Here is a 24069-nt window from a genome sequence, read left to right as displayed (position 1 = left end):
CTCCAATGCGTTGGGATGGGTTTCGGGGACAAGTCTACGGGGACTTTGCCTACGGGGACTGCGGCTGCTGCCCCGGTCCAGCCGCCTGGTCCGGGTGCGCCGCCTCCCACTCCGCCTGCTCGCGGGCGCGCTCCCCGGCCTCGCGGTCCAGCCGGATTCCGGTGCGGATGCCGTACCACCAGGCCGCTGCGAACAGGGCGCCGACCAGGAACATGGCGGGCTCGAAGATGCCGGTCAGGACCAGGACGAGCTGCAGGATCCAGCCCAGCCCGATGCCCCAGGGCCTGGTGAGGAACGCGCAGGCCACGATCATCACGACACTGAGCCCGATCCCCACACCGAGGATGAGGGCCGGCGGGAACTCCCCGCGGCGAAGTCCGAACACTGCCAGGGTGGCGAAGAACATGACGAAGGCTTCCAGCAGCAGCACGGTGGATGCGAACATCACCTTGGTGGAGCGGCGCTTCCTGGGCATGCCCGGGCGCCACTCACGCTGGGCTTTGGTCAACTTGGGCACTCAGGCCTCCGTCTTTCCGAGCAGGATCCGGGCCTCGGCAACGAGGGTGATGGAGCCTGTCACCAGGACTCCCCCGGACAGGTCGTCGTTGGCTTCGGCGCGTTCCACTGCCCACTCAAGGGCGTCGTCGAGCTTCTCCGCGATGTGCACGTTGTCCTCGCCGAAGCCAAGCTCAACCGCGAGTTCGGCCAGTTCCGCGGCAGGGACTGCCCGCGGGGAGTTCGACTGGGTGAAGCAGAATTCCTCCGCGATCCCGCCCAGCGACTCCTTGAGCTGCCGGAGGATCTCCTCGGCGTCCTTTTCCTTCAGCACCCCCACTACCGGAACCAGCCTGGTGAAGTTGAAGGCTTCCTGCAGGGCGGCAGCCGACGCCTTGATGCCATCCGGGTTATGGGCTGCATCCACAATGATGGTGGGCGCGGTCCGGACCACTTCAAGCCGGCCCGGCGACGTCACGTTGGCGAAGCCTTCCTGCAGCACGTCGAAGTCGAGTTCCTTTTCGCCCCCGAAGAATGCCTCGATCGCGGCCACGGCCACCGCGGCGTTCTGCGCCTGGTGCGCGCCGTGCAGCGGGACCAGGAGTTCGGGGTACCGGCCGGCGATGCCCTGGATGCTCACCATCTGCCCGCCCACCGCCACGGTCCGGGACTCAACGCCGAATTCCACGCCTTCGAAGCGGAACGGCACGCCCACGTCCTTTGCCTTCTCCAGCAGGACCTGGGCCGCGTCCAGGGGCTGGGCGGCGCTGATGAGGTAGCCGCCCGGCTTGATGATTCCCGCCTTCTCATGGGCGATGTCCTCCGTGGTGTCGCCCAGGAGGTCCGTGTGGTCAAGGGAAATGGGCGTGATGACGGAGACCTGCCCGTCGCCCACGTTGGTGGCATCGGTGATCCCGCCCAGGCCCACCTCGATGACGGCCACGTTGACCGGCTGGTCCGCGAAGATTGCGAAGCCAAGGATGGTGAGGCATTCGAAGTAGGTGAGCCGGGGCTGGCCCTCGGCTTCAAGCTCGGAGTCCACGATCTCCAGGTAGGGACGGATTTCGTCCCAGATCCGGACGAACGTCTCGTCGGAAACCGGGTGGCCGTCGATGCTGATCCGCTCAGTGACCTTGGACAGGTGCGGGCTGGTGTACCGTCCGGTGCTGAGGCCGTGGGCCCTCAGCACCGATTCGATCATGCGGGCGGTGGAGGTCTTGCCGTTGGTGCCGGTCACGTGGATGATCGGGAACGCCTTGTTGGGCTCCCCCAGCACGTCCATGGCGCGGAACAGCGGCGCGAGGCGCGGCTCCATCTTGTTTTCCGGCGCCCTGCCCAGCAGTTCGGCGTAGACGCTCTCTACGGAAAATTCGTCAGTCATGGATCAGGCCTCTACTTTTTCGACGGCGACAGCCGGCTCGGCGGCGTCCGAAGGTTCTGCCGCCAGGTCAACGGTGAGGGTCTCACCCTTGACCAGGTCGGCGTTGGCGAGCAGGGCGTCCACGACGTTCTGCCGGGCAGCCACGGTGGTCCGGATCCGGTCGCTGACGTTCAGCCCGGCGTCCTTGCGGGCCTGCTGGATGGCGCGGATCATGTCCCGGGCCAGTCCCTCTGCTTCCAGTTCCGGGGTGACCTCGGTGTTCAGGACCACAAAGCCGCCCCCGGGAAGGACAGCGGCTGCACGTGAGCCGGCACCCTCTGCGGCTTCAGCCACGACGGTTTCCAGGACGTACTCCTGCGGCTCGAGCTCGAGGCCGCCGGCGGTGACCACCCCGGCTTCGCTAACGGACCAGTCACCGGACTTGGAGCCCTTGATGGCCTGCTGGACGTTCTTGCCCAGGCGCGGGCCGGCAGCCCGTGCGTTGACCACGAGCTTCTGCTCGATGCCGAACTCCTCCGGGGAGGCGGCCTCGGCGTCGAGCAGGCGGACCGAGCGCAGGTTCAGTTCATCGGCGACGACGGCGGCAAAGCCTCCCAGCGCGCCTGCACCGGGTGCCACGACCGTAAGTTCCTGCAGCGGGAGGCGCACGCGCAGGTTCGCGGCCTTGCGCAGGGAGGACCCGGTGGAGCAGATCTGCTGTACGCGGTCCATCGCCTCGACCAGCCCCGGGTTGGCCGGGAACAGCCCGGCGTCCGGCCAGTCGGCCAGGTGCACGGAGCGCCCGCCCGTGAGCCCGCGCCAGATCTCCTCGGAAACCAGCGGCAGCAGGGATGCGGCTACGCGGGCGACGGTTTCCAGCGCGGTGTAGAGAGCGTCGAAGGCGTCGACGCTCTCGTCGAAGAACCGCTGCCGGCTCCGGCGGACGTACCAGTTGGTGAGCATGTCCAGGTAACTGCGCAGTTCGTCGCAGGCGCCGGAGATGTCATAGCTGTCCAGCTGGGCGGTCATATTGCGGACCAGCTCGCCGGTGTTGGCGAGCAGGTACTGGTCCAGGGTGTCGGCGTAGCCGTCATAGCGCAGCTTCGCGTCGTAGCCCGCCCCGCCATTGGCCGCGTTGGTGTAGAGCGTGAAGAAGCTGTACACGTTCCACAGCGGCAGGATGACCTGGCGGACGCCGTCGCGGATTCCCTGCTCGGTGACCACGAGGTTGCCGCCGCGGAGGATGGGGCTGGACATCAGGAACCAGCGCATGGCGTCCGAGCCGTCGCGGTCCAGGACCTCCGACACGTCCGGGTAGTTGCGCAGGCTCTTGGACATCTTCTGCCCGTCAGAGCCCAGCACGATGCCGTGGCTGATGACGTTGCGGAAGGCCGGCCGGTCGAACAGTGCCGTGGAGAGGATGTGCAGCATGTAGAACCAGCCGCGGGTCTGGCCGATGTACTCCACGATGAAGTCGGCGGGGTTGTGGGTGTCGAACCAGGCCTCGTTCTGGAACGGGTAGTGCACCTGGCCGTAGGGCATGGAGCCGGAGTCGAACCAGACGTCCAGGACGTCCTCCACGCGGCGCATCACGGACTGGCCTTCTTCGGGAGTTCGGGGATCGTCCGGGTTGGGCCTGGTCAGTTCGTCGATGAACGGGCGGTGCAGGTCCACCTGGCCGTCTTTGTTCAGCGGCAGGCGGCCGAAGTCCGCCTCGATCTCGGCGAGCGAGCCGTAAACGTCCGTGCGGGGGTATTCGGGATCGGTGGACTGCCACACGGGGATGGGGCTGCCCCAGTAGCGGTTGCGGCTGATGGACCAGTCGCGGGCGTTCTCCAGCCACTTGCCGAACTGGCCGTCCTTGACGTTGCCCGGGATCCAGTTGATCTCCTGGTTCAGCTCGGACATGCGGTCCTTGAACTTGGTGACTTCCACGTACCAGGAGGAGACGGCACGGTAGATCAGCGGGTTGCGGCAGCGCCAGCAGTGCGGGTAACTGTGCTCGTAGCTGGCCTGCTTGACCAGCCGGCCCTGGGCACGCAGCACCTGCGTGATGGGCTTGTTGGCCTCGAACACCTGCAGGCCCGCGATGTCGTGCAGGTCCCCGTGCTTGAACAGCGGCAGGAACCTGGCGCCTTCGTCCACGGAAAGGATCACCGGAATGCCGGCCTCCTCGCACACCTTCTGGTCATCCTCGCCGTAGGCAGGCGACTGGTGGACGATGCCGGTGCCGTCACTGGTGGTGACGTAGTCGGCAACCAGGATCCGCCAGGCGTTCTCCATGCCGTACTTTTCGTTGTCTGCGAAGTCCTGCCACAGCGGCTGGTACGCAAGCCCTTCGAGTTCCGTGCCGGTGTGGGTGGAAACCACTGCGGCCTGGGCGGCCTCGAAATCCTCATAGCCCAGGTCCTTGGCGTAGTTGCCCACCAGGTCGGCCGCCAACAGGAAGCTTCCCGTGACGGGCGCCTCCGCGGAGGCAGCCTTGATGCCGTTCGGGCCGGCAGGCAGCACAGCGTAAGTGATGGAAGGGCCGACGGCGAGCGCCGCGTTGGTGGGCAGCGTCCAGGGCGTGGTGGTCCAGGCGAGGGCCTGGACGCCGGCAAGCTGCCGGGACAGCTCCGAATCCCCCGCGGTGATGGGGAAGGTCACCGTGACCGTCTGGTCCTGCCGGTTCTTGTAGACGTCGTCGTCCATCCGCAGCTCATGGTTGGACAGCGGCGTCTCGTCCTTCCAGCAGTACGGAAGAACCCGGTAGCCGTTGTAGGTCAGGCCCTTTTCGTGCAGCTGCTTGAAGGCCCAGAGGACGGACTCCATGTACTCCACGTTGAGGGTCTTGTAGTCGTTGTCGAAGTCCACCCAGCGAGCCTGGCGGGTGACGTAATTGCGCCACTCGTCGGCGTACTTCATCACGGAGGCGCGGCAGGCGTCATTGAACTTGTCGATGCCCATAGCTTCGATCTGGGTCTTGTCCGTCATGCCCAACTGCTTCATGGCCTCAAGCTCGGCGGGCAGGCCGTGGGTGTCCCAGCCGAAACGGCGCTCCACGCGCTTGCCGCGCTGGGTCTGGTAGCGGCCCACCAGGTCTTTGGCGTAGCCGGTCAGCAGGTGCCCGTAGTGCGGCAGGCCGTTGGCGAAGGGCGGGCCGTCGTAGAAGACGAACTCGTTGCTGCCGGGCTCGCCGCCGGGAGCGTCCGCGCTGCGCTGGTCGATGCTGGCCTGGAAGGTGCCGTCCTGGTCCCAGTACTTCAGGATGCGCTCTTCGATCTCCGGAAACTTCACGGAGGCGGAAACAGCGGCACCGCCGCTGGACGACGCGCTGGCAGAAGTGGAGGCTGAGGCCTTGGGGTAATACGTCATGTCGACATCCTGGGTTGAGCTTGGCGAACTGCCGGCCTGCGCCGTGCTGTTCCGTTCAGGATGCGAGGACGGCTTGCCGTGTTGTCCGCCGGACCCCACGCTCACCGCGGTACCACCTCACTTACCGTCGCTGCGTGTTCCCCGAAGGGAACTGGCGCCGCGACGGCCGCTCATTGACTGCTGTGACGGGCTTACCCGTCCGGTTCTACTGGCGCGTACCCCGTAACGGCAGTATGCGTGTTCTTCCGGAAGCTCACCGGTGATTGCCGGGTCATAGCCATCTCTGAGTCTACTATCGCCGCCGGTCCATCGCCATTCCGGCACCTTGGGCCGGTGCACTTCCCTGCTGCGCAAGTGCGGCCCGATGCCTAGACTCAAGCACATGGCCAACTCTGCACGGCTTCGGCCGGCATTGCGTCCGGGCAGGGCATACGCATGGCTCTGGTTCCTCCTTATGGTGCCGATGGTGGGCCTGTCCATTTTTCGCGCCGTCCCTGCCGCGTGGCCGTTGCGCGCAATCCAACTGCTTGCTTTCACCCCGTGGCTGGCGGCACCGGCCGGAGCGGCACTCCTGCTGGCCCTGTTGGGCCGAAACCGCTGGCAGGCTGCCGTCAGTTCGGCGCTGCTGGCCTGCATCGCCTTCTGGCTCTTCCCGCTCCCGGCCGGCAAGCGGGTGCCCAGCAACGGACCAACAGTGGAGTTAAGGGTGATGAGTTTCAACTCGAAGCTCGGCCGGGCCGATGCCCGCACGGTTGTGCGCCTGGTGCAGGAGAACCGGATAGATGTGCTCGCCGTGCAGGAGCATTCCCAGGCTTTCCAGGAGCGCCTTGCCGCCGAAGGCCTGGACGCGCTCCTGCAGCATAGGGTGACGGATCCCGCCAATAATGCAGGTGGCAGCGCTGTGTACTCGCGGTTCCCCCTTGAAAAAGCCGGGCAGGTTCCCGGCACTGCGTTCCGGATGCCCATCGTGCGGATTACCGTTACGTCCCAGGGCCGGGCCGGGGTGCTGGAGGTGACCAATGTCCACACCCGGGCACCGGTTGAACACAAGGCAGGGGAATGGCGCAGTGACCTGGCCGCCGTCAAAAAGGTGGCCGCCGGCGGCGGGAGCAGGCTCCTCATGGGAGACTTCAACGCCACGTACGATCACGCCGATTTCCGCAACCTCCTGGGCGGCGGGGACGGTCCTGGCCTTGTGGACGTGGGCGTCGCGGCCGGCGCACGGCTGGTGCCCACCTGGCCCATGGACGGACAACTGCTGCCCGGCATCACCATCGACCACGTCGTGACAAGCCCGGACATCGGAAGCTCCGGCTACGTAGTGCACCGGGTAGCCGGAAGCGACCATGCGGCGGTCACGGCGGTCCTTGACGTCCCCGCGGGCTGATCCCCGAAGCCCCGGCCGCCCACGGGGATGCCGGCCGGGTTGCTGCGGTCAGTTCTTCCGGATCAGTTTGTAGTTTGCTGCCTGCGCCACCGGGCGGACCACAATCTGGTCGAGGTTGACGTGGTGCGGAACGCTCACTGCGTACCGCACCACTCCGGCCACGTCACCTGCAGTGAGCGGCTTCTCCACCCCTTGGTAGACCTTGTCCGCGGCCTGCCGGTCACCGAGCCGGTTCAAAGCGAACTCCTCCGTCTGGACCAGCCCCGGTGCCACCTCGATGACCCGGACGTTGTGCTCGGCTTCCTCCAGCCGAAGGGCCACGGTCAGGGCGTGCTGGGCGAATTTCGCCGCGTTGTACCCGCCGCCGCCCTCATAGGCTGCCAACCCCGCCGTGGAGGTCAGGTTGAGCACCGTCCCTTCGCCGTTGGCGCGCAGCATCGGCAGGAACGCCCGGATGAGTTTCATGGTGCCCAGCACGTTGACACGGTACATCCACTCCCAGTCCTCCGTGTCGGCTGCTGCGATGGTGTCGGCGCCCCTGGCACCGCCGGCGATGTTGATCAGCGTGTCGATGCCGCCCGCTTCGGCCACCTCCGCCACAAGCCTGGACACGTCGTCGTCCTCGGAAATGTCGGCGGGGACTGCGACGGCGCCGGTCTCCTGCGCCAGGGCGGCGAGGCGATCCGCGCGGCGGGCGACCGCAAACACGGTCCAACCCTCCGCCGCGAGGGCACGGACGGTGGCCTCTCCGATTCCGCTGCTTGCGCCGGTCACCAATGCTGCTTTTTTCTGCGAAATGTCAGTCATGGCACCACCCTAACCGGGGCTGCCGAACGGGCGCCTCCCGATGAGTCGGCGGATGAACCGCAGCTCACGGGGTGCCTCATGGACGCAGGGCGGGCGGAAGCGGCGGGACATGAAACAATTGGCAGATGGCTGAAGACAAACAGGGTACAGACACGCCCACCACCACCCCCATCAACGTTCCGGACAAGCCGGCCCTCGAGGGACTCGAAGCTGCGCTCACGCAGCGCTGGCTGGCCGAGGGGACCTACAAGTTCAATCGGGAGACCACCCGGGACCAGGTCTATTCGATTGACACTCCCCCGCCCACCGCCTCCGGTTCACTGCACGTGGGGCACATGTTCTCCTACACGCAGACTGACGTGCTGGCGCGCTACCAGCGCATGACCGGAAAGAACGTCTTTTACCCGATGGGCTGGGACGACAACGGCCTGCCCACCGAGCGCCGGGTCCAGAACTTCTACGGCGTCCGCTGCGACCCCTCCATCCCGTACAACCCTGACTACCGGCCGCCGGCGCAGCCGGCGAAGAACCAGCGGGACTTCGACGTCGTCTCCCGAAGGAACTTCATCGAGCTCTGCGAAGAGCTGGCGGTTGAGGACGAGAAGGTCTTCGAAAACCTCTTCCAGACACTGGGCCTGTCCGTCGACTGGGAGCTGACATACCGGACCATCGACGACAACTCGCGGGCGGTCTCGCAGCGCGCGTTCCTGGCCAATCTGGCGGCGGGCGACGCCTACATGGCCGAGGCACCCACCCTCTGGGACGTAACCTTCCGTACCGCAGTGGCCCAGGCCGAACTCGAAGACCGCGAGGTCCCCGGAGCCTACTACCGCTACCCGTTCTTCACCGAGGACGGACAGAAGATCCACATCGAGACCACCCGTCCCGAACTGCTGGCCGCCTGCGCCGCACTGGTGGCAAATCCCGACGACGAACGGTACCAGCCGCTGTTCGGCAAGAAGGTCACATCGCCCGTCTTCGGCGTCGAGGTTGAGGTGAAGGCGCACCCGCTCGCCAAGGCGGACAAGGGCTCCGGCATCGCCATGGTGTGTACGTTCGGTGACCTGACCGACGTCACCTGGTGGCGCGAACTGCAGCTGCCCACCCGCGCCATCGTTGGCCGGGACGGCCGGATCGTCAGCGAGGCTCCCGAGTGGATCACCACCGCTGCCGGCCGCGAGGCCTTCGCCGCGATTGCCGGCAAGACAGTCTTCAGCGCCAAGGAAGAAGTGGTGAAGCTCCTCACCGCCGCAGACCTGCTTGAGGGCGAGCCCAAGAAGATCATGCATCCCGTGAACTTCTACGAAAAGGGCGACAAGCCCCTGGAAGTGGTCACGTCCCGGCAGTGGTACATCCGCAACGGTGGACGCGACGAGGACCGCAGGGAGCGGCTCATCGCACGGGGCCGGGAGATCGACTTCCATCCTGCCTTCATGCGTTCCCGCTACGAGAACTGGATTTCCGGCCTGAACGGTGACTGGCTGGTTTCCCGCCAGCGCTTCTTCGGCGTGCCCATCCCCGTCTGGTACCCCCTGGACGCCGACGGCAACCCGGACTACGACTCCCCCATCGTGCCCTCCGACGGGCAGCTGCCGGTGGACCCGGCAGCGGACGCCGCTCCCGGCTTCGACGAAAGCCAGCGCGATGTTCCCGGCGGCTTCACCGGGGACGCGGACATCCTGGACACCTGGGCCACTTCCTCCCTGACTCCAAAGATCGTGGGCGGCTGGAAGCGCGACGAAGACCTCTTCGCCAAGGTCTTCCCCTTTGACGTCCGGCCCCAGGGCCACGACATCATCCGGACCTGGCTGTTCTCCTCGGTGGTGCGCGCGGACGCCTTGGAAAACAGCGCGCCGTGGAAGCACGCCGCCATCTCCGGTTGGATCCTGGACCCGGACCGCAAGAAGATGTCCAAGTCCAAGGGCAACGTGGTGGTACCCACCGATGTGCTGGAGGAATACGGCTCGGACGCTGTCCGGTACTGGGCCGCTTCGGCCAAGCTCGGTGCGGACACAGCCTACGAGATCGCCCAGATGAAGATCGGCCGGCGCCTGGCCATCAAGCTGCTCAATGCGTCCAAGTTCGTCCTGAACCTGGGCGCCACGGAGGACTCGGTGCTGTCCGCTGACCTCTCCGTCCTCACCAATCCGCTCGATCGCGCGGTCCTGGCACAGCTCGCCGACGTTGTGGCCCAGTCCACGAAGGCCTTCGAGAACTACGACTACGCACGGGCGCTGCAGATCACGGAAAGCTTCTTCTGGCAGTTCACCGACGACTACGTGGAGCTCATCAAGGACAGGGCCTACGGGGCTGCGGGCGAAGCCGAACAGGCCTCGGTGCTGGCAGCCCTCGCCACCACCCTGGACGCCCTGCTGCGGCTCTTCGCGCCGTTCCTGCCGTTCGCCACTGAAGAGGTGTGGAGCTGGTGGCGCAAGGGCTCGGTCCACCGCGCCGCGTGGCCGGCCGCCCTGGCGGTGCCGGGCGGCGACACCACCATGCTCGCAACGGTTGGTGTTGCCCTCAGCGGTGTCCGCAAGGCCAAATCCGAGGCGAAGGTGAAGCAGCGCACGGAAGTCCTGACTGCGACCATCACGGCTCCAGCTGGACTCGCAGGGCAACTGAATGCCGGCCTGGCCGACCTGAAGGCAGCCTCCAACGCCCGCGAAATTTCAATAGTGGTGGGCGAGGGCGAGCTGGCTGTCACCGGTGTGGAACTGGCCGTCACGGAGGAGCCGGCGAAAGCATAGCCGCAGCCTTGGGCCCTGTTTTCGGGCAAAGGGGAAGCCCCATCAGCGTTTTGCCGTTGGTGGGGCTTCGACTTTTCGGCCATCCGGTGACGTCTTGATGGTCTGGCAGAATCCGCCGATCTTCAGGTCTTCCTACGTTCGTCACTTGTAGCTTGCATCCTGACTTTGCCGATGGCTGCGTCGAATGCATATCACTGAATCTTTGGTTTCTGCGTCCCACTTCTTTCGAAGTGGGTAAGAACTATTGTTGTCCCGGCTACCGCGATGCGCAAGAGCCCCGGCTGAACTACAAACGAGTAGTTCAGCCGGGTCTCCGGGCACTCCCGCCGGGGCTTCCGGAGGGGCCGGGCCTAGTTGAATTCCGGACGTTCGGTCCTGCTCCGCTTCAATTCGAAGAAATGCGGGTAGGAAGCAATCGCGGTGGTGGCGTCCCACAGCTTGCCGGCTTCCTCGCCCCGCGGGATCCGGGTAAGCACGGGACCGAAGAATGCCGTCCCGTTGAAGGCCACAACCGGCGTTCCAACGTCCTGGCCCACCCGCGAGATGCCTTCCTCGTGGCTGGCCCGGAGCTGGCGGTCGTAGGCGTCGGTGGCGGCGGCTCCGGCCAGTGAAGCGGGAAGGCCGCATTCAGCAAGTGCTTTGGCGATCACCAGGTCGCGGTCCTTTTCGCCCTGTTCATGGATCAACGAGCCCATGGCGTCGTAGAGTGGCTTGACCGTGCCCTTGCCGTGTTCCTCCTGGGCCGCGATGATCACCCGGACCATACCCCAGGCGTTGTCCATCGATTCGCGGTAGGCAGGTTCCAGGTCCCGGCCTTCGTTAAGGACGGCCAGGCTCATCACGTGCCACTCCGTCCCGATGTCGCGGACGCCCTCCACTTCGCCTATCCAGCGCGAGGTGATCCAGGCGAACGGGCACAGCGGATCGAACCAGAAGTCGGCCGTGTTCTTAGCGGGCTCAGTCATAGGGAATTCCTTCGCTGGTCTCAGTGGCGCGGGGCAGCCACGACGTGTAAGGGCTACTGCGGGTAACGGCGCTGTGCCGGGAAGTCAGGCAGACTTACGGCGCTTGGCGACGTGGGGAACGATGGTCGGTTCCGCACCCCTCAGCACGACGTCCTCGGTGATGATCACGCTGGCAACGTCTTCGCGGCTGGGGAGATCGAACATGACAGGAAGCAGCACTTCCTCCATGATGGCCCGCAGCCCCCGGGCGCCGGTGCCGCGCTCCAGCGCCTGCTCCGCAATGGCGTCAAGGGCTGTGTCGTCAAACACCAGTTCCACGCCGTCTATCTGGAACATCTTCTGGTACTGCTTCACAAGGGCGTTCTTGGGTGTGGACAGGATCTGGATCAGGGCATCGCGGTCCAGGTTGGAGACGGTGGTGATCACGGGAAGCCGGCCGATGAACTCGGGGATCAGGCCGAATTTCAGCAGGTCCTCGGGCATCACTTCACCGTAGGAATCCACCTTCTTGCTGGCCTCGTTCAGGGGGGCGCCGAAGCCTATGCCCTTCCGTCCGGACCGCGACCCGATGATCTCTTCCAGGCCGGCAAAGGCGCCCGCCACGATAAAGAGGACGTTTGTGGTGTCAATCTGGATGAATTCCTGGTGCGGGTGCTTCCGGCCGCCCTGCGGCGGGACGGAGGCAACCGTGCCTTCCAGGATCTTCAGGAGCGCCTGCTGGACGCCTTCGCCGGATACGTCGCGGGTGATGGAGGGGTTTTCGCTCTTGCGGGAAATCTTGTCGATCTCATCGATGTAGATGATGCCCTGCTCAGCCTTCTTCACGTCGTAGTCGGCGGCCTGGATGAGCTTGAGGAGGATGTTCTCCACGTCTTCACCGACGTACCCGGCCTCGGTCAGGGCCGTGGCGTCAGCTACGGCGAAGGGAACGTTCAGGCGGCGGGCGAGGGTCTGGGCGAGGTAGGTCTTGCCACAGCCGGTGGGGCCGATGAGCAGGATGTTGGACTTGGCAATCTCGACGTCGTCGTGGTGGCCGCCGTCGGCAAGGCTTCCGGATTTAGGGGCGTGGCCGGCCTGGATGCGCTTGTAGTGGTTGTAGACGGCGACGGCGAGGGAACGCTTGGCAGGCTCCTGGCCAATGACGTACTCCTGCAGGAAATCGAAGATCTCGCGCGGTTTGGGAAGTTCGAAGCTTCCCAGGTCAGCAACTTCCGCGAGCTCCTCTTCAATGATCTCGTTGCAGAGCTCAATGCATTCATCGCAGATGTAGACACCGGGCCCGGCTATGAGCTTGCGCACCTGCTTTTGGCTCTTTCCGCAGAAAGAGCACTTCAGCAGATCCGTGCTCTCGCCAATCCGAGCCATATGTGAACCCCTTAGTATCCTGCTGCCAGGCAGCCTTGCTCCGTTGCTGGAATCTCCACCGGGCCTGCACGGACCGGTTGTGACACCATCCACTCTAGGTCACATTCGCTTCCCAGGGTGGAAGGAAAAGGCCGGTGGAGCCAAATGATTGGCCCCACCGGCCCATTACTTTACCGTTACCGGCTGATCGCCTGCGGTTTGATCTTCCGTGAATCCAGGACCTGGTCGATCAGGCCGTACGTCTGCGCTTCTGCCGCGGTGAGGATCTTGTCGCGCTCGATGTCGTTGTTGACCTGCTCTGACGTCCGTCCCGAGTGGTGGGCGAGCGTGTCTTCCAGCCAGGAGCGCATCCGCATGACTTCGGCTGCCTGGATCTCCAGGTCTGAGGCCTGTCCGCCCTGGCCGCCGGACAGCGCCGGCTGGTGGATCAGGACGCGGGCGTTCGGGAGGGCCAGGCGCTTTCCGGGAGTACCTGCCGCCAGCAGTACGGCAGCGGCGCTTGCGGCCTGGCCGAGGCAGACCGTCTGGATCTCGGGGCGGATGTACTGCATGGTGTCGTAGATGGCCGTCATGGCGGTAAAAGAGCCGCCGGGCGAGTTGATGTAGAGGGTGATGTCGCGGTCCGGGTCAGTGGACTCGAGGACCAGCAGCTGGGCCATGACGTCATCGGCAGAGGCGTCATCCACCTGCACACCAAGGAAGATAATGCGGTCTTCGAAGAGCTTGGTGTAGGGGTCCTGGCGCTTGAAGCCGTACGGAGTGCGTTCCTCGAACTGGGGCAGGACATAACGGCTGGTCGGAAGGTTACCGGCAGTCGATCCGAAGTTGTAGGTCATTTTTGTTGCTCCTGATCTAAGTTTTCTCTGTGCCGGATTACTGTTCGGACGCTGACTCGCCGGAAGACCCGTTGGCCGTTCCGCCGCCACCGGATACAGAGCCGGCGTGGGCGGCGATCTTGTCGAAGAAGCCGTACTCCAGGGCCTCGGTTGCCGTGAACCACTTGTCCCGGTCGTTGTCCTTGAGGATGGTCTCGACGGTCTGGCCGGTCTGCTCGGCCGTCAGTTCCGCCATGACCTTCTTCATGTGCAGGATGAGCTCGGCCTGGATCTTGATGTCCGAGGCGGTGCCGCCGATGCCGCCGGAGGGCTGGTGCATCAGGACGCGGGCGTTGGGGGTCGCGTAGCGCTTGCCCTTGGTGCCGGAAGACAGCAGGAACTGTCCCATCGAGGCGGCCAGGCCGGTGGCTACCGTGACGACGTCGTTGGGGATGAACTGCATGGTGTCGTAGATGGCCATGCCTGCCGTCACCGAGCCGCCCGGGGAGTTGATGTAGAGGTAGATGTCCTTGTCCGGGTTCTCGGCGGACAGCAGGAGCAGCTGCGAGCAGATGGCGTTGGCGTTGTCGTCACGCACCTCTGAGCCCAGCCAGATGATCCGCTCTTTCAGGAGACGGTTGTAGATGTAGTTGTCCTGGGCTGCGGGATCGACAGTAGCCATCCGGGGGGACTCTGCGTGCTGTGACATGTGTACTTACCTCTCGCTGGTGACGGTGACATCACTGAAAATCACTACTTGGACACTAACCGGTTTCAGCGGTGTTTTGTTCGCGCATCCGCGGCTGTTCGCTGACGGCGCACGATCGGCAGGGCCGGTGCGAAGCAGCAGGATCCAACGCAAACGGCCCCCGGATCCAATGATCCGGGGGCCGTCCACTCAGTGACTCTTAGGCCTGGGCCTTGGCCTCTGCCGTGTCTTCCTCGACGGCTGCCTCGGCGGTCTCAGCCTCGGCCTCGACAGCTTCGGCTGCGGGAACTTCCTCTTCGCCGCCGGGACGGACGAAGTCGCTCAGGTCCACGGCCTTGCCCTCGGTGTCGGTGACCTCAGCCTGGCCCAGGACGACGGCCAGCGCCTTGCGGCGGCGGACCTCGGAAACCATCATGGGAACCTGGCCGCTCTGGTCGATGATCTGGGCGAACTGGTTCGGGTCCATGCCGTACTGGCTGGCGGTGGTCACGATGTAGTCGATCAGCTCGTTCTGGCTGACGTTGACTTCTTCCTTCTCGGCAATGGCGTCGAGGATGATTTCGTTCTGGAAGGCGCGGGCCGTGTTGGCACGAACCTCTTCGCGGTGCTCCTCGGTGTCGTGCTCGCCTTCACCGTGCCCGCTGCCCTCCTTGAAGTGGGCCTCGAGCTGCTCTTCAACGACGGAGTCCGGAACGGGAACCTCAACGAGCTCAACGAGCTTGTCCAGGACCTTGTCGCGGGCCTCGACGCCCTGCTCCACAACCTTGGAGTCTGCGGCCTGCTTGGCCAGGTCTTCGCGCAGTTCGGCGAGGGTGTCGAACTCGGAAGCCAGCTGGGCGAAGTCATCGTTTGCCTCGGGGAGTTCGCGCTCCTTGACGGCCTTGACGACGACCTTGACCTGGGCGGCTTCGCCGGCGTGGTCGCCGCCCACCAGAGTGGTGTCGAAGATGGCGTCTTCCTCGGCGCTGAGCCCGGTGACGGCTTCGTCGAGCCCGTCGAGCATGGTGCCGGCACCCACCTGGTAGGACAGGCCGGAAGCGGAGTCAACCTCTTCGCCGTCGATGCTGGCGGTGATGTCGATGGTGAGGAAATCGCCGTCCGCGGCGGGGCGGTCCACGGACTTGAGCGTGCCGAAGCGGCCGCGCAGTTCGTCGAGGGCCTTGTCCACGTCCTCGTCGGAGGACTCGGCCGCAGCAACTTCAACCTTGATGCCGGAGTAGTCCGGGAGCTCGATCTCCGGGCGGACGTCCACCTCGGCAGCGAACTTCAGTCCGCCGTCCGTTGCGGAGGGGTCCGGGACCTCGGTGATCTCAACCTCGGGGCGGCTCAGGGGGCGGATGCCGGATTCCTGCACAGCGGCCTGGTACCAGCCGTTGAGGCCTTCGTTGATGGCAGTCTCCAGGACGTAGCCGCGGCCGACGCGCTGGTCGATGAGCTTGGCGGGGACTTTGCCCTTACGGAAGCCCGGGACCTGGATCTGCGAAGCAACGGTCTTGTAGGCCGAGTCGATGCTGGGCTTCAATTCCTCAAAGGGGACCTCAACATTGAGCTTGACCCGCGTGGGGGTGAGGTTCTCGACAGCGCTCTTCACGGTCTAAGTACTCCTGGGATTGTGGGATGGGTTTCTGCAAACGCAATGTTTTGTCCAGGCCGAGTGGTCCGGGCCGCAGAGTCGGGGTGACAGGATTTGAACCTGCGACTTCCTGCTCCCAAAGCAGGCGCTCTAGCCAAGCTGAGCTACACCCCGTTAGTGCACAGGCAAGTCTACGGTGATCCGCGCCCAGTTTGCACATTTGACACGTAGCCCATGGATTAGGTTTAGTTGTATCCGGCTTGAACAGCCAGCCCGGAGTTGCAGGCCTGCTAATATTGCAGATGCAGTTCTTCCGGGGACGTAGCTTAATGGTAAAGCCTCAGTCTTCCAAACTGATTACGCGGGTTCGATTCCCGTCGTCCCCTCCAAACAGACAGGCCCCTCCGAAGAGGGGCCTTTCTTTTTAATCCGTTGGGCCCCGGTGCCGGCAAGCCATCGTGGGGACTTTGCCGGCAGCCCCCGTTCACGCCTGCTGCTGGCAGAAGGGGCACCAATAGAGTTTGCGCCCCGCCAGTTCAGCAATCAGCACCGTGGTGCCGCAGACCCGGCACGGCATCCCGTCCCGCTTGTAGACGTAATGGGCATTGTCCCGCGCCGGGAAGGTCCCGCTTTTCAAGGCGGCGGCGGTTGCCTTGCCGCTTTCCGACCAGTACCTGGGCGTTGTGGTGATGATGCGGCCGTCGGCAACGCCGTCGTTCATGACGGTCACGACGTCGCGCCACAACTTGCGTGCCTCGGCGTCGGGCAGTGCGGTTCCCGGCAGCCAGGGATCGATACGCCGGCGGAAAAGGACCTCGGCGCGGTAGACGTTGCCGACGCCGGCGATGATCTTTTGGTCCATCAGGAGTGCAGCCACCGGAGTTTTCCGGCCCTGCAAATTGGCCGCGAACCGTCCGGCGTCGCCCCGCAGGTTCCGCAGCGGGTCCGGCCCCAGCCGGGCGAGGACGGCGTCAGCCTCTGCCGCGGTAATCGCCTCGCAGGTGGTGGCACCCCTCAGGTCGGCCCACCCGTTGCTGCTGGCCAGCCTGACCCGCACGGCCCCCACGGGGTCCGGCGGACCGGCATAGGCGCTGCCTCCGTTCGTGCCGGCGCCGTCGCCGTCGTTCGCGTCCGGGAACGTCTCCCGCTCCCCCACCCGGCGCGGGGCACCGATGCTGGAGGAGCCGGCGAACGTGCTGTCGCCGCCAAAACTCCAGGCACCGTACAGGCCCAGATGCACATGCAGCACCAAGGTGTTGTCGAAGTGCAGGAACAGGTGCTTGCCGTGCGCCTCGGCCACGAGCAGGGTGCGCCCATCCAGGAGCGCGGCGCCTCCGCTGAACCGGCCCTGCGGGCTGGACACAGTGAGCCGCCGGCCGCCGAATACGTCCCCGAACTGCCGCGCCAGGCGGCGGACGGAATGCCCTTCGGGCACTACTCGATGACCTCGCCGGTTGCTTCGTAGGCGGCGATCTTGCCGATGCGGCGGACGTGGCGCTCGTCATTGCTGAAGGGCTCGGTCAGGAAGGCCTCGACCAGCCGGGTCGCTTCCTCCACCGTGTGCTGGCGGCCGCCGACAGCCACGACATTGGCGTCATTGTGCTCGCGGGCGAGTGTGGCGGTCGAGTGGTTCCAGGCCAGGGCAGCCCTGACGCCCTTGACCTTGTTGGCGGCGATCTGCTCCCCGTTGCCCGAGCCGCCCAACACGATGCCCAGGGCGTGGATGCCTGCCTGCTGGTCGGCAACCACGGCAAGGGCGGCATTGATGCAGAAAGAGGGGTAGTCGTCCTGGGCGTCGTAGGCCTTGGGGCCGTGGTCCACCACCTCATAGCCCTTGGCTGTCAGGTGGGACACCAGGTGGGCGCTCAGTTCCATGCCCGCATGGTCGGTGGCGATGTGGACCCGCGGGAAGGCAGGGGATGATGTCACGAGCAGAATCCGTTCGGTTGGGGGCGCAGGCAGCCGGCCGGGACGGCGCAGGCCAGGGTCAGGACAACACGGTCAAGAATACTAGGACTCCGGCTGGCCGGGAGTCGGCGCCGCCCCGCCGCCGGGCCGGGCCCTTTCAGCAACCCGCGTCAGTACCTCGGCCAGCCTCGCCGCCGAGGCAGTACTGCCCCCGCTCACCGCGAGGCGCTGGCCGTCGGTTTTGCTGACGACGACGGCGGGACCGCTGCTGACGAGCATGGCGGCAGTGCCGCCGTGGTGCCGGTAGCCCCACCCCCCATAGTCTGCGGCCTTCACCTCGGCGGCGGTAGCGCCCGAGATGGCTCCGGCCGGGACGTTCATGACCGGAACGATGCCGGCCAGCAGGACTTTCAGGCCGCGGCGGTCGGCTTTGATGCGCGCGAACAGGAACGCCGCGCCCGTCGCCGCGAGGAGCACGAGGAGCGCGCCGAGCCAGGGCACGGCAACGGCGATAAGGGCAGACGGAAGCAGCGATGCGATGGCGATCATGACGAATACCGAACTGCGGGCATGGACCCAGAGCCGGATGTCGTCCCGTGTCAGGTCGGGGTCAGCCTCCCTCGCGATGGCCAGTTGAAGGGCCCGGTCGTCGTCCGGTGACCACTGCTGGTCCGCTTTGAAGGTAAAGGCAACAATCACGCCGAGCGACAGGGCCGCCCCGCTTCCGAGTGCCAGGACGGTCATGTCCACATGGGATTCACGGGCGTCCGCCAGCCCTGCCTGTCCCACGATGCCGGCAGCGAGGGCGCTGGTGACGAAGAGCGTGAAGAACATCCCGGCGCCCATCATGATCCGGCGCATCAGCACGGGCCTGCTGACGGGCACGGCCTGGAAGAGGACCAGCCAGCCGCCGGCCAGGATCATTAAGGCTCCTGCCGTGACGTAGGCGCCGAAGGGCGCGAAGGAGGCGCCGCCGTCGTCCGTCCACCGGATGGCGAGCGGCTCCGGAAGGTCCGGCCGGATCAGGAAGGCGCACACCACGAAGGCCGCCGCCACCAGCAGCGGGAACCCCACCACAAACCGAAGGGCTTTCGTGTCCATCGACTCCATGAACTTTCCCATGATTTAACGCTACTCCCACGGCCGGCCGGCGGCTTTCCGCCTCACGCGGCAGCCATCCCGGGCCGTGCTACTTGCCAAGGCTGGCGGAATGCAAGAATGAACAATGCCGCCGCTGGGCACGCCAGCAGGCAGACGCAACCTTTCTGGAGGCCCCACTTTGCCAGGTATGAATCTGACGCGAGCTGAAGCCAGCGAACGTGCCGAACTGATCGCCGTCGAATCCTATGACGTCAGCCTGGACCTGACCCGGGGCGGAGAGGTCTTTGGCAGCACCACCACGGTGAAGTTCAGCGCGACGCCAGGGTCCTCAACATTCATAGACGCAATCACACGCGCGGTGCACAGCGTCACCCTGAACGGCAAGAGCCTTGATCCGGCCACAGTGGCGGACGGCGTCAGGATCCAGCTCCCGGACCTCGAGGAACACAACGAACTCACGGTGGTGGCCGATGCCCCGTATATGAACACCGGCGAGGGACTCCACCGCTTCGTGGATCCGGTGGACAACGAGGTCTACCTCTACACGCAGTTCGAGGTTCCTGATTCGCGCAGGATGTTCGCCGTCTTCGAGCAGCCGGACCTGAAGGCAACCTTCACGTTCACCGTCACGGCCCCCTCCCACTGGGACGTCATCTCGAACTCGCCCACGCCGGCGCCCGTGGAAACCACCGCAGCGGACGACGGCGGTGCCCGCTCCGTGTGGGCCTTCTCCCCCACTCCCCGGCTCTCCTCTTACGTCACTGCGCTGGTTGCCGGCCCCTACCAGTCGGTGCGCAGCGAGGTGGCCAGCTCGGACGGCCGCGTCATCCCGCTCGGCGTCTTCGCCCGGAAGTCCCTGATGCAGTACCTGGACGCGGACAACATCTTCGAACTCACCCGGCAGGGCTTTGAGTTCTTCGAGGCGCAGTTCGGCTGCCCCTACCCGTTCGAGAAGTACGACCAGCTCTTTGTGCCCGAGTTCAACGCCGGCGCCATGGAAAACGCCGGCGCGGTGACCATCCTGGAGGGCTACGTCTTCCGGGGCAAAGTCACCGACGCGCAGGTGGAACGCCGGGCCATCACCGTCCTCCACGAACTCGCGCATATGTGGTTCGGCGACCTGGTGACAATGCGCTGGTGGAACGACCTGTGGCTCAACGAGTCCTTCGCCGAGTACATGTCCCACCTGGCAGCCGTCGAGGCGACGAAGTTCACCAGCGCCTGGACCACGTTCGCCTCCGTTGAGAAGTCCTGGGCCTACCGCCAGGACCAGCTGCCCACGACGCACCCCATCTTCGCCGAGATCAACGACCTGCAGGACGTGGAGGTCAACTTCGACGGCATCACCTACGCCAAGGGCGCTTCGGTGCTCCGCCAGCTGGTGGCGTGGGTGGGCCCGGACCAGTTCATGGCCGGCGTGCGCGAGTACTTCGCCAAGCATTCCTGGCAGAACACCGAGCTGGGCGACCTGCTGGTGGAACTGGAGAAGGCCAGCGGCCGCGACCTGGATGACTGGGGGCGGCAGTGGCTGGAAACCGCCGGCGTCAACACCCTGAAGCCGGAGCTCGAGGTTGACGGCGACGGCCGGCTCACGTCCTTCGCCATCGTGCAGTCCGCCGTGGACGATTGGCCCACCATCCGCCCGCACCGGCTCGCCGTGGGCTTCTACAACCTTAACGACGCCGGCAAGCTGGAGCGGGTGCACCGCGAGGAACTGGATGTCGACGGCGGGCGGACCGAAGTTCCGGCGCTGGTGGGGCTGGTCCGGCCGGACCTGGTCCTGGTCAATGACGACGACCTCGCCTACGCCAAGGTGCGGCTGGACGAAAAATCGCTTGCGACCGCGACCGCCCACCTGAAGGACTTCAGCCAGAGCCTGCCGCGGACGCTCGTGTGGAACTCGGCCTGGGACGCTGCCCGGGACGGCGAAACCCCGGCACGGCGGTACGTGGAGCTGATCCTGGCCAACGTGGCCGCCGAATCCGATTCCTCGGTGATCCTGGTCCAGCTCCGCCAGCTTGCCACCACCCTGAACTTCTACGTGGCCGAGGAACACCGCGAGGCGACTGCGGTGGCTGCGGCGGACCGGCTGTGGGACCTGGCGTCCCAGGTGCCGGGCGGCTCGGACGCGCAGCTGCAGTTCGTGAAGTCGTTTGCGCTGCTGGCCGGCAGCGCCCCCCAGCTGGACAAGGTGGCGGGCCTCCTGGACGGCTCCCTGGTCCTGGACGGGCTGGGTGTTGACCAGGACCTGCGCTGGGAGCTGGTCGCGTCACTTGTGGTGGGCGGACGCCTCGGCCAGGACGGCATCGACGCGGAACTTGCGCGGGACAATACCTCCAGCGGCCAGAATGCCGCTGCCCTTGCCAAGGCCGCCATCCCCACGGCGGAGGCGAAGGCAGCCGCCTGGGATTCCATTGTGGTCAAGGGCGAGCTCTCCAATGCACTGCAGGGCTCCGCGGTCACCGGCTTCATGCGCGTGCTGGACCGGTCCCTGCTGGAGCCCTACGCCGAAAAGTACTTCGAAGCAGTGCCGCGGATCGTCGAAACCCGCACCCACGCACTGGCCCAGCAGATCGTCGTCGGACTCTACCCTGCGCTGCTGACCAGCCAGGCAACCGTGGACCGGACTGACGGCTTCCTGGCGGCGCTTCCGCCCGCAAGCGCCGCGCTGCGGCGCATGATGCTGGAAAACCGCGACGGCGTTGCCCGGGCACTGCGGGCGCGCGCTGCGGATGTCCTTCCCGGCGAAGCTGTGCCTGCATCATGAGCCTGCACGAGCACCGCTATGAGCTGACGGTCCGGTGGACGGGCAACTCGGGCAGCGGGACGGCGTCCTACCGCGGCTACTCACGCGACCACGACATCCTTATTCCGGGGCTCCCTGTCCTCAAGGGCTCCGCGGACCCCACCTTCCACGGAGACCGGGAGCGGTACAACCCGGAGCAGCTGCTCCTGGCGGCACTTGCCCAGTGCCATATGCTCTCTTTCCTGCACGTGGCGGTAAAGCACGGCGTGGTGGTCACGGACTACCGGGACGAGGCCTTCGGGCTGATGACCCTGAACCGGGACGGCAGCGGCCAGTTTGAACGCGTGACGCTTCGGCCGCACGTGACCGTGGCCGATGCGGCGCAGGTGGAGCTGGCCGGCCAGCTTCACCACGAGGCGAACCAGCTGTGCTTCATCGCCCGCAGCGTGAACTTCCCGGTGGAGCATGAACCGGTGACAGTGGCGGCTTAGGACGGCAGCCTGGCGGCGAGGCGCGCCTCGGTTCCGGGGGACAGCCCGGCCTTCCGGGGCCTGTCCAGCCCTCGCGCCCGCTCGTCCCGCAAGGTGTCCTGCAGCGTCTCCCGCCACGGCCGCAGCTGCAGCCCGGCAGCGACGGCTGCCCGGTTGCTCCGCGCCATGAAGCCCTCATGCCCGGGCGGGAGCCAAAGCGGCAGCGAGTCCGGGCCTGCCCAGTAGTTGACGCCCTGGTTCGCAAGCCACTCTTCTTCCGCCGGAAGAACCTCGCCGTCGTGGCCGGCGGTTTCCCTGGCGGCGGCAAGATACGTTCCGAAGGCCACCTGCCCGCCCAGGGCGTTCAACGCTCCGGCCACGCCCTTCCCGGCCGCCCGGAGGATCCAGGCAGCAAGGTCGCGGACGTCGATGACCTGGGTCGGATGGTCGACGGCGGGAACCACCACCGGCTTGTTGTTCCTGGCGAAGCGGGCCGGCCAGTAGCCGTAGCGGTCCGAGCTGTCCCCCGGGCCGCCGATCAGGCCGGCACGGCAGAGGTGGGCTTTTCCGCCTGCCGCTTTGAGGGTGGCGGCCTCGATGGCCGCCTTCGACTCGCCGTAGTTCTCCGGAGTGGAGGGAGTTCCCGGCGCCAGGGGCTGCAGGAGCGCTGCATCCTCAGTTTCGTTTGCATGAGAGGCGTCGGCGTAGACGGAGCAACTGGAGACGAACGTCCAGTGCGCTGCCCGGTGTGCGAGGGCGTCCAGGGCTTCGGCGGCGGGGACGGGATCCCGGGCCACGTCCACCACCTCGTCCCACTCCCCCTCGGCGCCCGCGTAGGCGTCCGCGCCCAGTGAACGGTCCTCCCTCAGCCACGTGGTTCCCGCTGGCGGGGCCGCCGCGGAACCTCGGGCAAGGCAGGTGACGTCGTGTCCCGCCGCCACCGCCTGGCGGGCAATTTCTGCGGACAGGAAGGCTGTTCCGCCGAGGACAAGAATGCGCATGTTCAGACGCTACGGCGATAGTGTTGAAGAAGAACAGAGCCTTCCGCGCCGGGCGTAACCGGCGCTGCGGCATCCCTTCCCGGCGCAGCCGAAGAACAGCAGGAGTACTTCCCCCTTATGGTCAGCACGTTGTCGATCCTTCCGTCCACCGCCAGCCAGCCGGACGGCATCAGCGTCACGGGCATCGTGATCAGCCTCGGCGTCGGCGTCGCCATCTGGCTGGTGGCCACGTTCGTGATTTCCCGGATCACCAGGCGCGTGGCGGCAGGCAGCAACTTCTTCAAGAAACCCACCTTCAAATGGGCCGCCCCGGCGTTTAGGGCCCTGGACCACGAGCGGCGCGTCCAGCGCGCGGAGACCATCGGCTCGCTGCTGAACAGCGTGGTTGGCGTGCTCGTGGTGATCATCACGGGCATGTACGTCCTGCAGAACCTGGACATCAACATCGCGCCGCTCCTGACGAGCGTCGGCATCCTGGGTGTGGCCATCGGCTTCGGTGCCCAGCAGCTGATCCGCGACTTCCTGGCCGGGATCTTTATTACCATTGAAGACCAGTACGGCATCGGCGACGTGATCGAAACCAGCGAGGTTGTTGGCGTGGTGGAGTCCATGGGCCTGCGCATCACGCGCGTCCGCTCGGACGACGGCGCTATCTGGTACCTGCGCAACGGCGAGATCCTGCGCGTCGGCAACCGTTCGCAAGGCAACTATGTGCCGCTGCACGAGTCGGAGGACGGCACCACGGACCAGGGCACGGATCATGCCGAACCCAAGAAGACTGACCAGAAGGCCGGAGACTAGGAATGACAATCCCGAGCGATCCCCAGCGGCCGCAGCTGATGCAGAACGATCCGTTCAGCAAGCCCGGCTACACCGACAACTTCTACGATGCCGTGGGCGGGCATGAAACCTTCGTGAAGCTGATCGACGTCTTCTACGACGGAGTGGCAACCGATCCGCTCCTCCGCCCCATGTATCCGGAAGAGGACCTGGCGCCGGCGAAGCGCAGGTTCCTGATGTTCCTGGAACAGTACTGGGGCGGGCCCACCACCTACGGCGAGGAGCGCGGCCATCCCCGGCTCCGCATGCGGCACATGCCGTTCAAGGTGACGCCCGAGGCCAAGGACCGCTGGCTCTTCCACATGCGTGCCGCTGTGGATGCCCTGGAACTGCCGCCGCTCTACGAGGGAACGCTGTGGGACTACATGGAGCGTGCCGCGCTGTCCATGGTGAATAGCCCCGGCTGATGTTGCCCTAACCGCC

19 protein-coding genes and 2 tRNA genes are annotated in these 24069 nt (G+C 65.8%); 7 read left to right on the top strand and 14 right to left on the bottom strand.

Annotation, left to right across the window (positions count from 1 at the left end; genetic code table 11):
• Window positions 1-49 precede the first annotated feature (49 nt).
• From U7114_RS07915 to ileS, 3 genes are read right to left on the bottom strand one after another with little or no spacing between them, the layout of a single operon-like run.
• On the bottom strand, window positions 50-517 hold the full coding sequence (locus U7114_RS07915; protein WP_321213744.1) for a DUF4233 domain-containing protein: 468 nt from the start codon (window positions 515-517) through the stop codon (window positions 50-52).
• Complete coding sequence (locus U7114_RS07910; protein WP_157241967.1) at window positions 518-1876, bottom strand: bifunctional folylpolyglutamate synthase/dihydrofolate synthase; 1359 nt, start codon at window positions 1874-1876, stop codon at window positions 518-520.
• A 3-nt stretch (window positions 1877-1879) separates the two neighbouring features.
• Window positions 1880-5212 (bottom strand): isoleucine--tRNA ligase, encoded by a 3333-nt coding sequence (gene ileS, locus U7114_RS07905; RefSeq protein WP_323057038.1) that lies wholly within the window; start codon window positions 5210-5212, stop codon window positions 1880-1882.
• Between the two features lie 382 nt (window positions 5213-5594).
• On the opposite strand from ileS, the gene U7114_RS07900 reads away from it, so the two are divergent.
• A complete protein-coding gene (locus tag U7114_RS07900; protein ID WP_157241965.1) occupies window positions 5595-6599 on the top strand; it encodes an endonuclease/exonuclease/phosphatase family protein in 1005 nt (334 codons plus the stop codon).
• 48 nt (window positions 6600-6647) lie between these two features.
• Here U7114_RS07900 and U7114_RS07895 read toward each other — a convergent pair whose 3' ends face one another.
• Entirely contained in the window at window positions 6648-7406 is a 759-nt protein-coding gene (locus tag U7114_RS07895; RefSeq protein ID WP_323057037.1) for an SDR family oxidoreductase, read from the bottom strand.
• Window positions 7407-7531: 125 nt separating this feature from the next.
• On the opposite strand from U7114_RS07895, the gene valS reads away from it, so the two are divergent.
• Window positions 7532-10153: a valine--tRNA ligase gene (valS, locus tag U7114_RS07890; RefSeq protein ID WP_323057036.1), complete on the top strand. Its 2622-nt coding sequence runs from the start codon at window positions 7532-7534 to the stop codon at window positions 10151-10153.
• A gap of 350 nt (window positions 10154-10503) precedes the next feature.
• Here valS and U7114_RS07885 read toward each other — a convergent pair whose 3' ends face one another.
• The 6 genes from U7114_RS07885 to U7114_RS07860 form a co-directional block, all read right to left on the bottom strand.
• Window positions 10504-11118 carry a DsbA family protein gene (locus U7114_RS07885; protein WP_323057035.1) on the bottom strand — a complete coding sequence of 205 codons (615 nt, stop codon included), beginning with the start codon at window positions 11116-11118 and terminating at the stop codon, window positions 10504-10506.
• Window positions 11119-11202: 84 nt separating this feature from the next.
• Complete coding sequence (gene clpX, locus U7114_RS07880; protein ID WP_157241961.1) at window positions 11203-12483, bottom strand: ATP-dependent Clp protease ATP-binding subunit ClpX; 1281 nt, start codon at window positions 12481-12483, stop codon at window positions 11203-11205.
• A gap of 176 nt (window positions 12484-12659) precedes the next feature.
• Window positions 12660-13319 carry an ATP-dependent Clp protease proteolytic subunit gene (locus tag U7114_RS07875; protein ID WP_157241960.1) on the bottom strand — a complete coding sequence of 220 codons (660 nt, stop codon included), beginning with the start codon at window positions 13317-13319 and terminating at the stop codon, window positions 12660-12662.
• Between the two features lie 37 nt (window positions 13320-13356).
• Complete coding sequence (locus tag U7114_RS07870) at window positions 13357-13980, bottom strand: ATP-dependent Clp protease proteolytic subunit (protein ID WP_157243122.1); 624 nt, start codon at window positions 13978-13980, stop codon at window positions 13357-13359.
• A gap of 226 nt (window positions 13981-14206) precedes the next feature.
• Complete coding sequence (gene tig, locus U7114_RS07865; RefSeq protein WP_323057034.1) at window positions 14207-15598, bottom strand: trigger factor; 1392 nt, start codon at window positions 15596-15598, stop codon at window positions 14207-14209.
• A gap of 81 nt (window positions 15599-15679) precedes the next feature.
• Window positions 15680-15754, bottom strand: a tRNA-Pro gene (locus U7114_RS07860).
• Window positions 15755-15895: 141 nt separating this feature from the next.
• Here U7114_RS07860 and U7114_RS07855 point away from each other — a divergent pair.
• Window positions 15896-15969: transfer RNA gene (locus U7114_RS07855), tRNA-Gly, on the top strand.
• A 95-nt stretch (window positions 15970-16064) separates the two neighbouring features.
• Here the strand turns inward: U7114_RS07855 and U7114_RS07850 are convergent.
• The 3 genes from U7114_RS07850 to U7114_RS07840 all read right to left on the bottom strand — a co-directional run bounded on the left by U7114_RS07850 (window position 16065) and on the right by U7114_RS07840 (window position 18610).
• Window positions 16065-17015, bottom strand: coding sequence for an Fpg/Nei family DNA glycosylase (locus U7114_RS07850; RefSeq protein ID WP_323057033.1), 951 nt, complete (start codon window positions 17013-17015; stop codon window positions 16065-16067).
• Window positions 17015-17509 (bottom strand): ribose-5-phosphate isomerase, encoded by a 495-nt coding sequence (locus U7114_RS07845; RefSeq protein ID WP_321213754.1) that lies wholly within the window; start codon window positions 17507-17509, stop codon window positions 17015-17017. Before U7114_RS07845 ends, U7114_RS07850 begins: the two co-directional genes overlap by 1 nt.
• 81 nt (window positions 17510-17590) lie before the next feature.
• On the bottom strand, window positions 17591-18610 hold the full coding sequence (locus U7114_RS07840; RefSeq protein WP_321213755.1) for a hypothetical protein: 1020 nt from the start codon (window positions 18608-18610) through the stop codon (window positions 17591-17593).
• A 166-nt stretch (window positions 18611-18776) separates the two neighbouring features.
• Between U7114_RS07840 and pepN the strand changes: the two genes are divergently transcribed.
• On the top strand, window positions 18777-21356 hold the full coding sequence (pepN, locus tag U7114_RS07835) for an aminopeptidase N (protein ID WP_323057032.1): 2580 nt from the start codon (window positions 18777-18779) through the stop codon (window positions 21354-21356).
• Window positions 21353-21826, top strand: coding sequence for an OsmC family protein (locus U7114_RS07830; RefSeq protein WP_157241957.1), 474 nt, complete (start codon window positions 21353-21355; stop codon window positions 21824-21826). The genes pepN and U7114_RS07830 overlap by 4 nt, the downstream gene beginning before the upstream one ends.
• Here the strand turns inward: U7114_RS07830 and U7114_RS07825 are convergent.
• Entirely contained in the window at window positions 21823-22806 is a 984-nt protein-coding gene (locus U7114_RS07825; protein ID WP_323057031.1) for an NAD-dependent epimerase/dehydratase family protein, read from the bottom strand. The two genes, U7114_RS07830 and U7114_RS07825, sit on opposite strands and share 4 nt — an antisense overlap.
• Window positions 22807-22923: 117 nt before the next feature.
• Here U7114_RS07825 and U7114_RS07820 point away from each other — a divergent pair, with 117 nt between their 5' ends.
• Both U7114_RS07820 and U7114_RS07815 read left to right on the top strand, forming a co-directional pair.
• Complete coding sequence (locus tag U7114_RS07820) at window positions 22924-23607, top strand: mechanosensitive ion channel family protein (RefSeq protein ID WP_157241955.1); 684 nt, start codon at window positions 22924-22926, stop codon at window positions 23605-23607.
• A gap of 2 nt (window positions 23608-23609) precedes the next feature.
• The gene (locus U7114_RS07815) at window positions 23610-24053 is read left to right on the top strand and encodes a globin (RefSeq protein ID WP_157241954.1); all 444 of its coding nucleotides are present in this window, start codon (window positions 23610-23612) and stop codon (window positions 24051-24053) included.
• Window positions 24054-24069 lie beyond the last annotated feature (16 nt).

Origin of the sequence: Pseudarthrobacter sp. C1 (assembly GCF_034720455.1) — a bacterium.
GTDB lineage: Bacteria > Actinomycetota > Actinomycetes > Actinomycetales > Micrococcaceae > Arthrobacter.
Note: the sequence above shows the minus strand (reverse complement) of the source record. Positions and strands in the feature narration are given on the sequence as shown.

Bases quoted from the DNA above. Each gene is read 5' to 3' on its own strand.
- valS (WP_323057036.1), top strand. From the start codon at position 7,532: ATGGCTGAAGACAAACAGGGTACAGACACGCCCACCACCACCCCCATC.
- U7114_RS07895 (WP_323057037.1), bottom strand. From the start codon at position 7,406: ATGACTGACATTTCGCAGAAAAAAGCAGCATTGGTGACCGGCGCAAGC.
- U7114_RS07840 (WP_321213755.1), bottom strand. From the start codon at position 18,610: ATGGGAAAGTTCATGGAGTCGATGGACACGAAAGCCCTTCGGTTTGTG.
- U7114_RS07870 (WP_157243122.1), bottom strand. From the start codon at position 13,980: ATGGCTACTGTCGATCCCGCAGCCCAGGACAACTACATCTACAACCGT.
- clpX (WP_157241961.1), bottom strand. From the start codon at position 12,483: ATGGCTCGGATTGGCGAGAGCACGGATCTGCTGAAGTGCTCTTTCTGC.
- pepN (WP_323057032.1), top strand. From the start codon at position 18,777: ATGAATCTGACGCGAGCTGAAGCCAGCGAACGTGCCGAACTGATCGCC.
- U7114_RS07815 (WP_157241954.1), top strand. From the start codon at position 23,610: ATGACAATCCCGAGCGATCCCCAGCGGCCGCAGCTGATGCAGAACGAT.
- U7114_RS07910 (WP_157241967.1), bottom strand. From the start codon at position 1,876: ATGACTGACGAATTTTCCGTAGAGAGCGTCTACGCCGAACTGCTGGGC.
- U7114_RS07885 (WP_323057035.1), bottom strand. From the start codon at position 11,118: ATGACTGAGCCCGCTAAGAACACGGCCGACTTCTGGTTCGATCCGCTG.
- ileS (WP_323057038.1), bottom strand. From the start codon at position 5,212: ATGACGTATTACCCCAAGGCCTCAGCCTCCACTTCTGCCAGCGCGTCG.
- U7114_RS07830 (WP_157241957.1), top strand. From the start codon at position 21,353: ATGAGCCTGCACGAGCACCGCTATGAGCTGACGGTCCGGTGGACGGGC.
- U7114_RS07900 (WP_157241965.1), top strand. From the start codon at position 5,595: ATGGCCAACTCTGCACGGCTTCGGCCGGCATTGCGTCCGGGCAGGGCA.
- U7114_RS07825 (WP_323057031.1), bottom strand. From the start codon at position 22,806: ATGCGCATTCTTGTCCTCGGCGGAACAGCCTTCCTGTCCGCAGAAATT.
- U7114_RS07875 (WP_157241960.1), bottom strand. From the start codon at position 13,319: ATGACCTACAACTTCGGATCGACTGCCGGTAACCTTCCGACCAGCCGT.
- U7114_RS07820 (WP_157241955.1), top strand. From the start codon at position 22,924: ATGGTCAGCACGTTGTCGATCCTTCCGTCCACCGCCAGCCAGCCGGAC.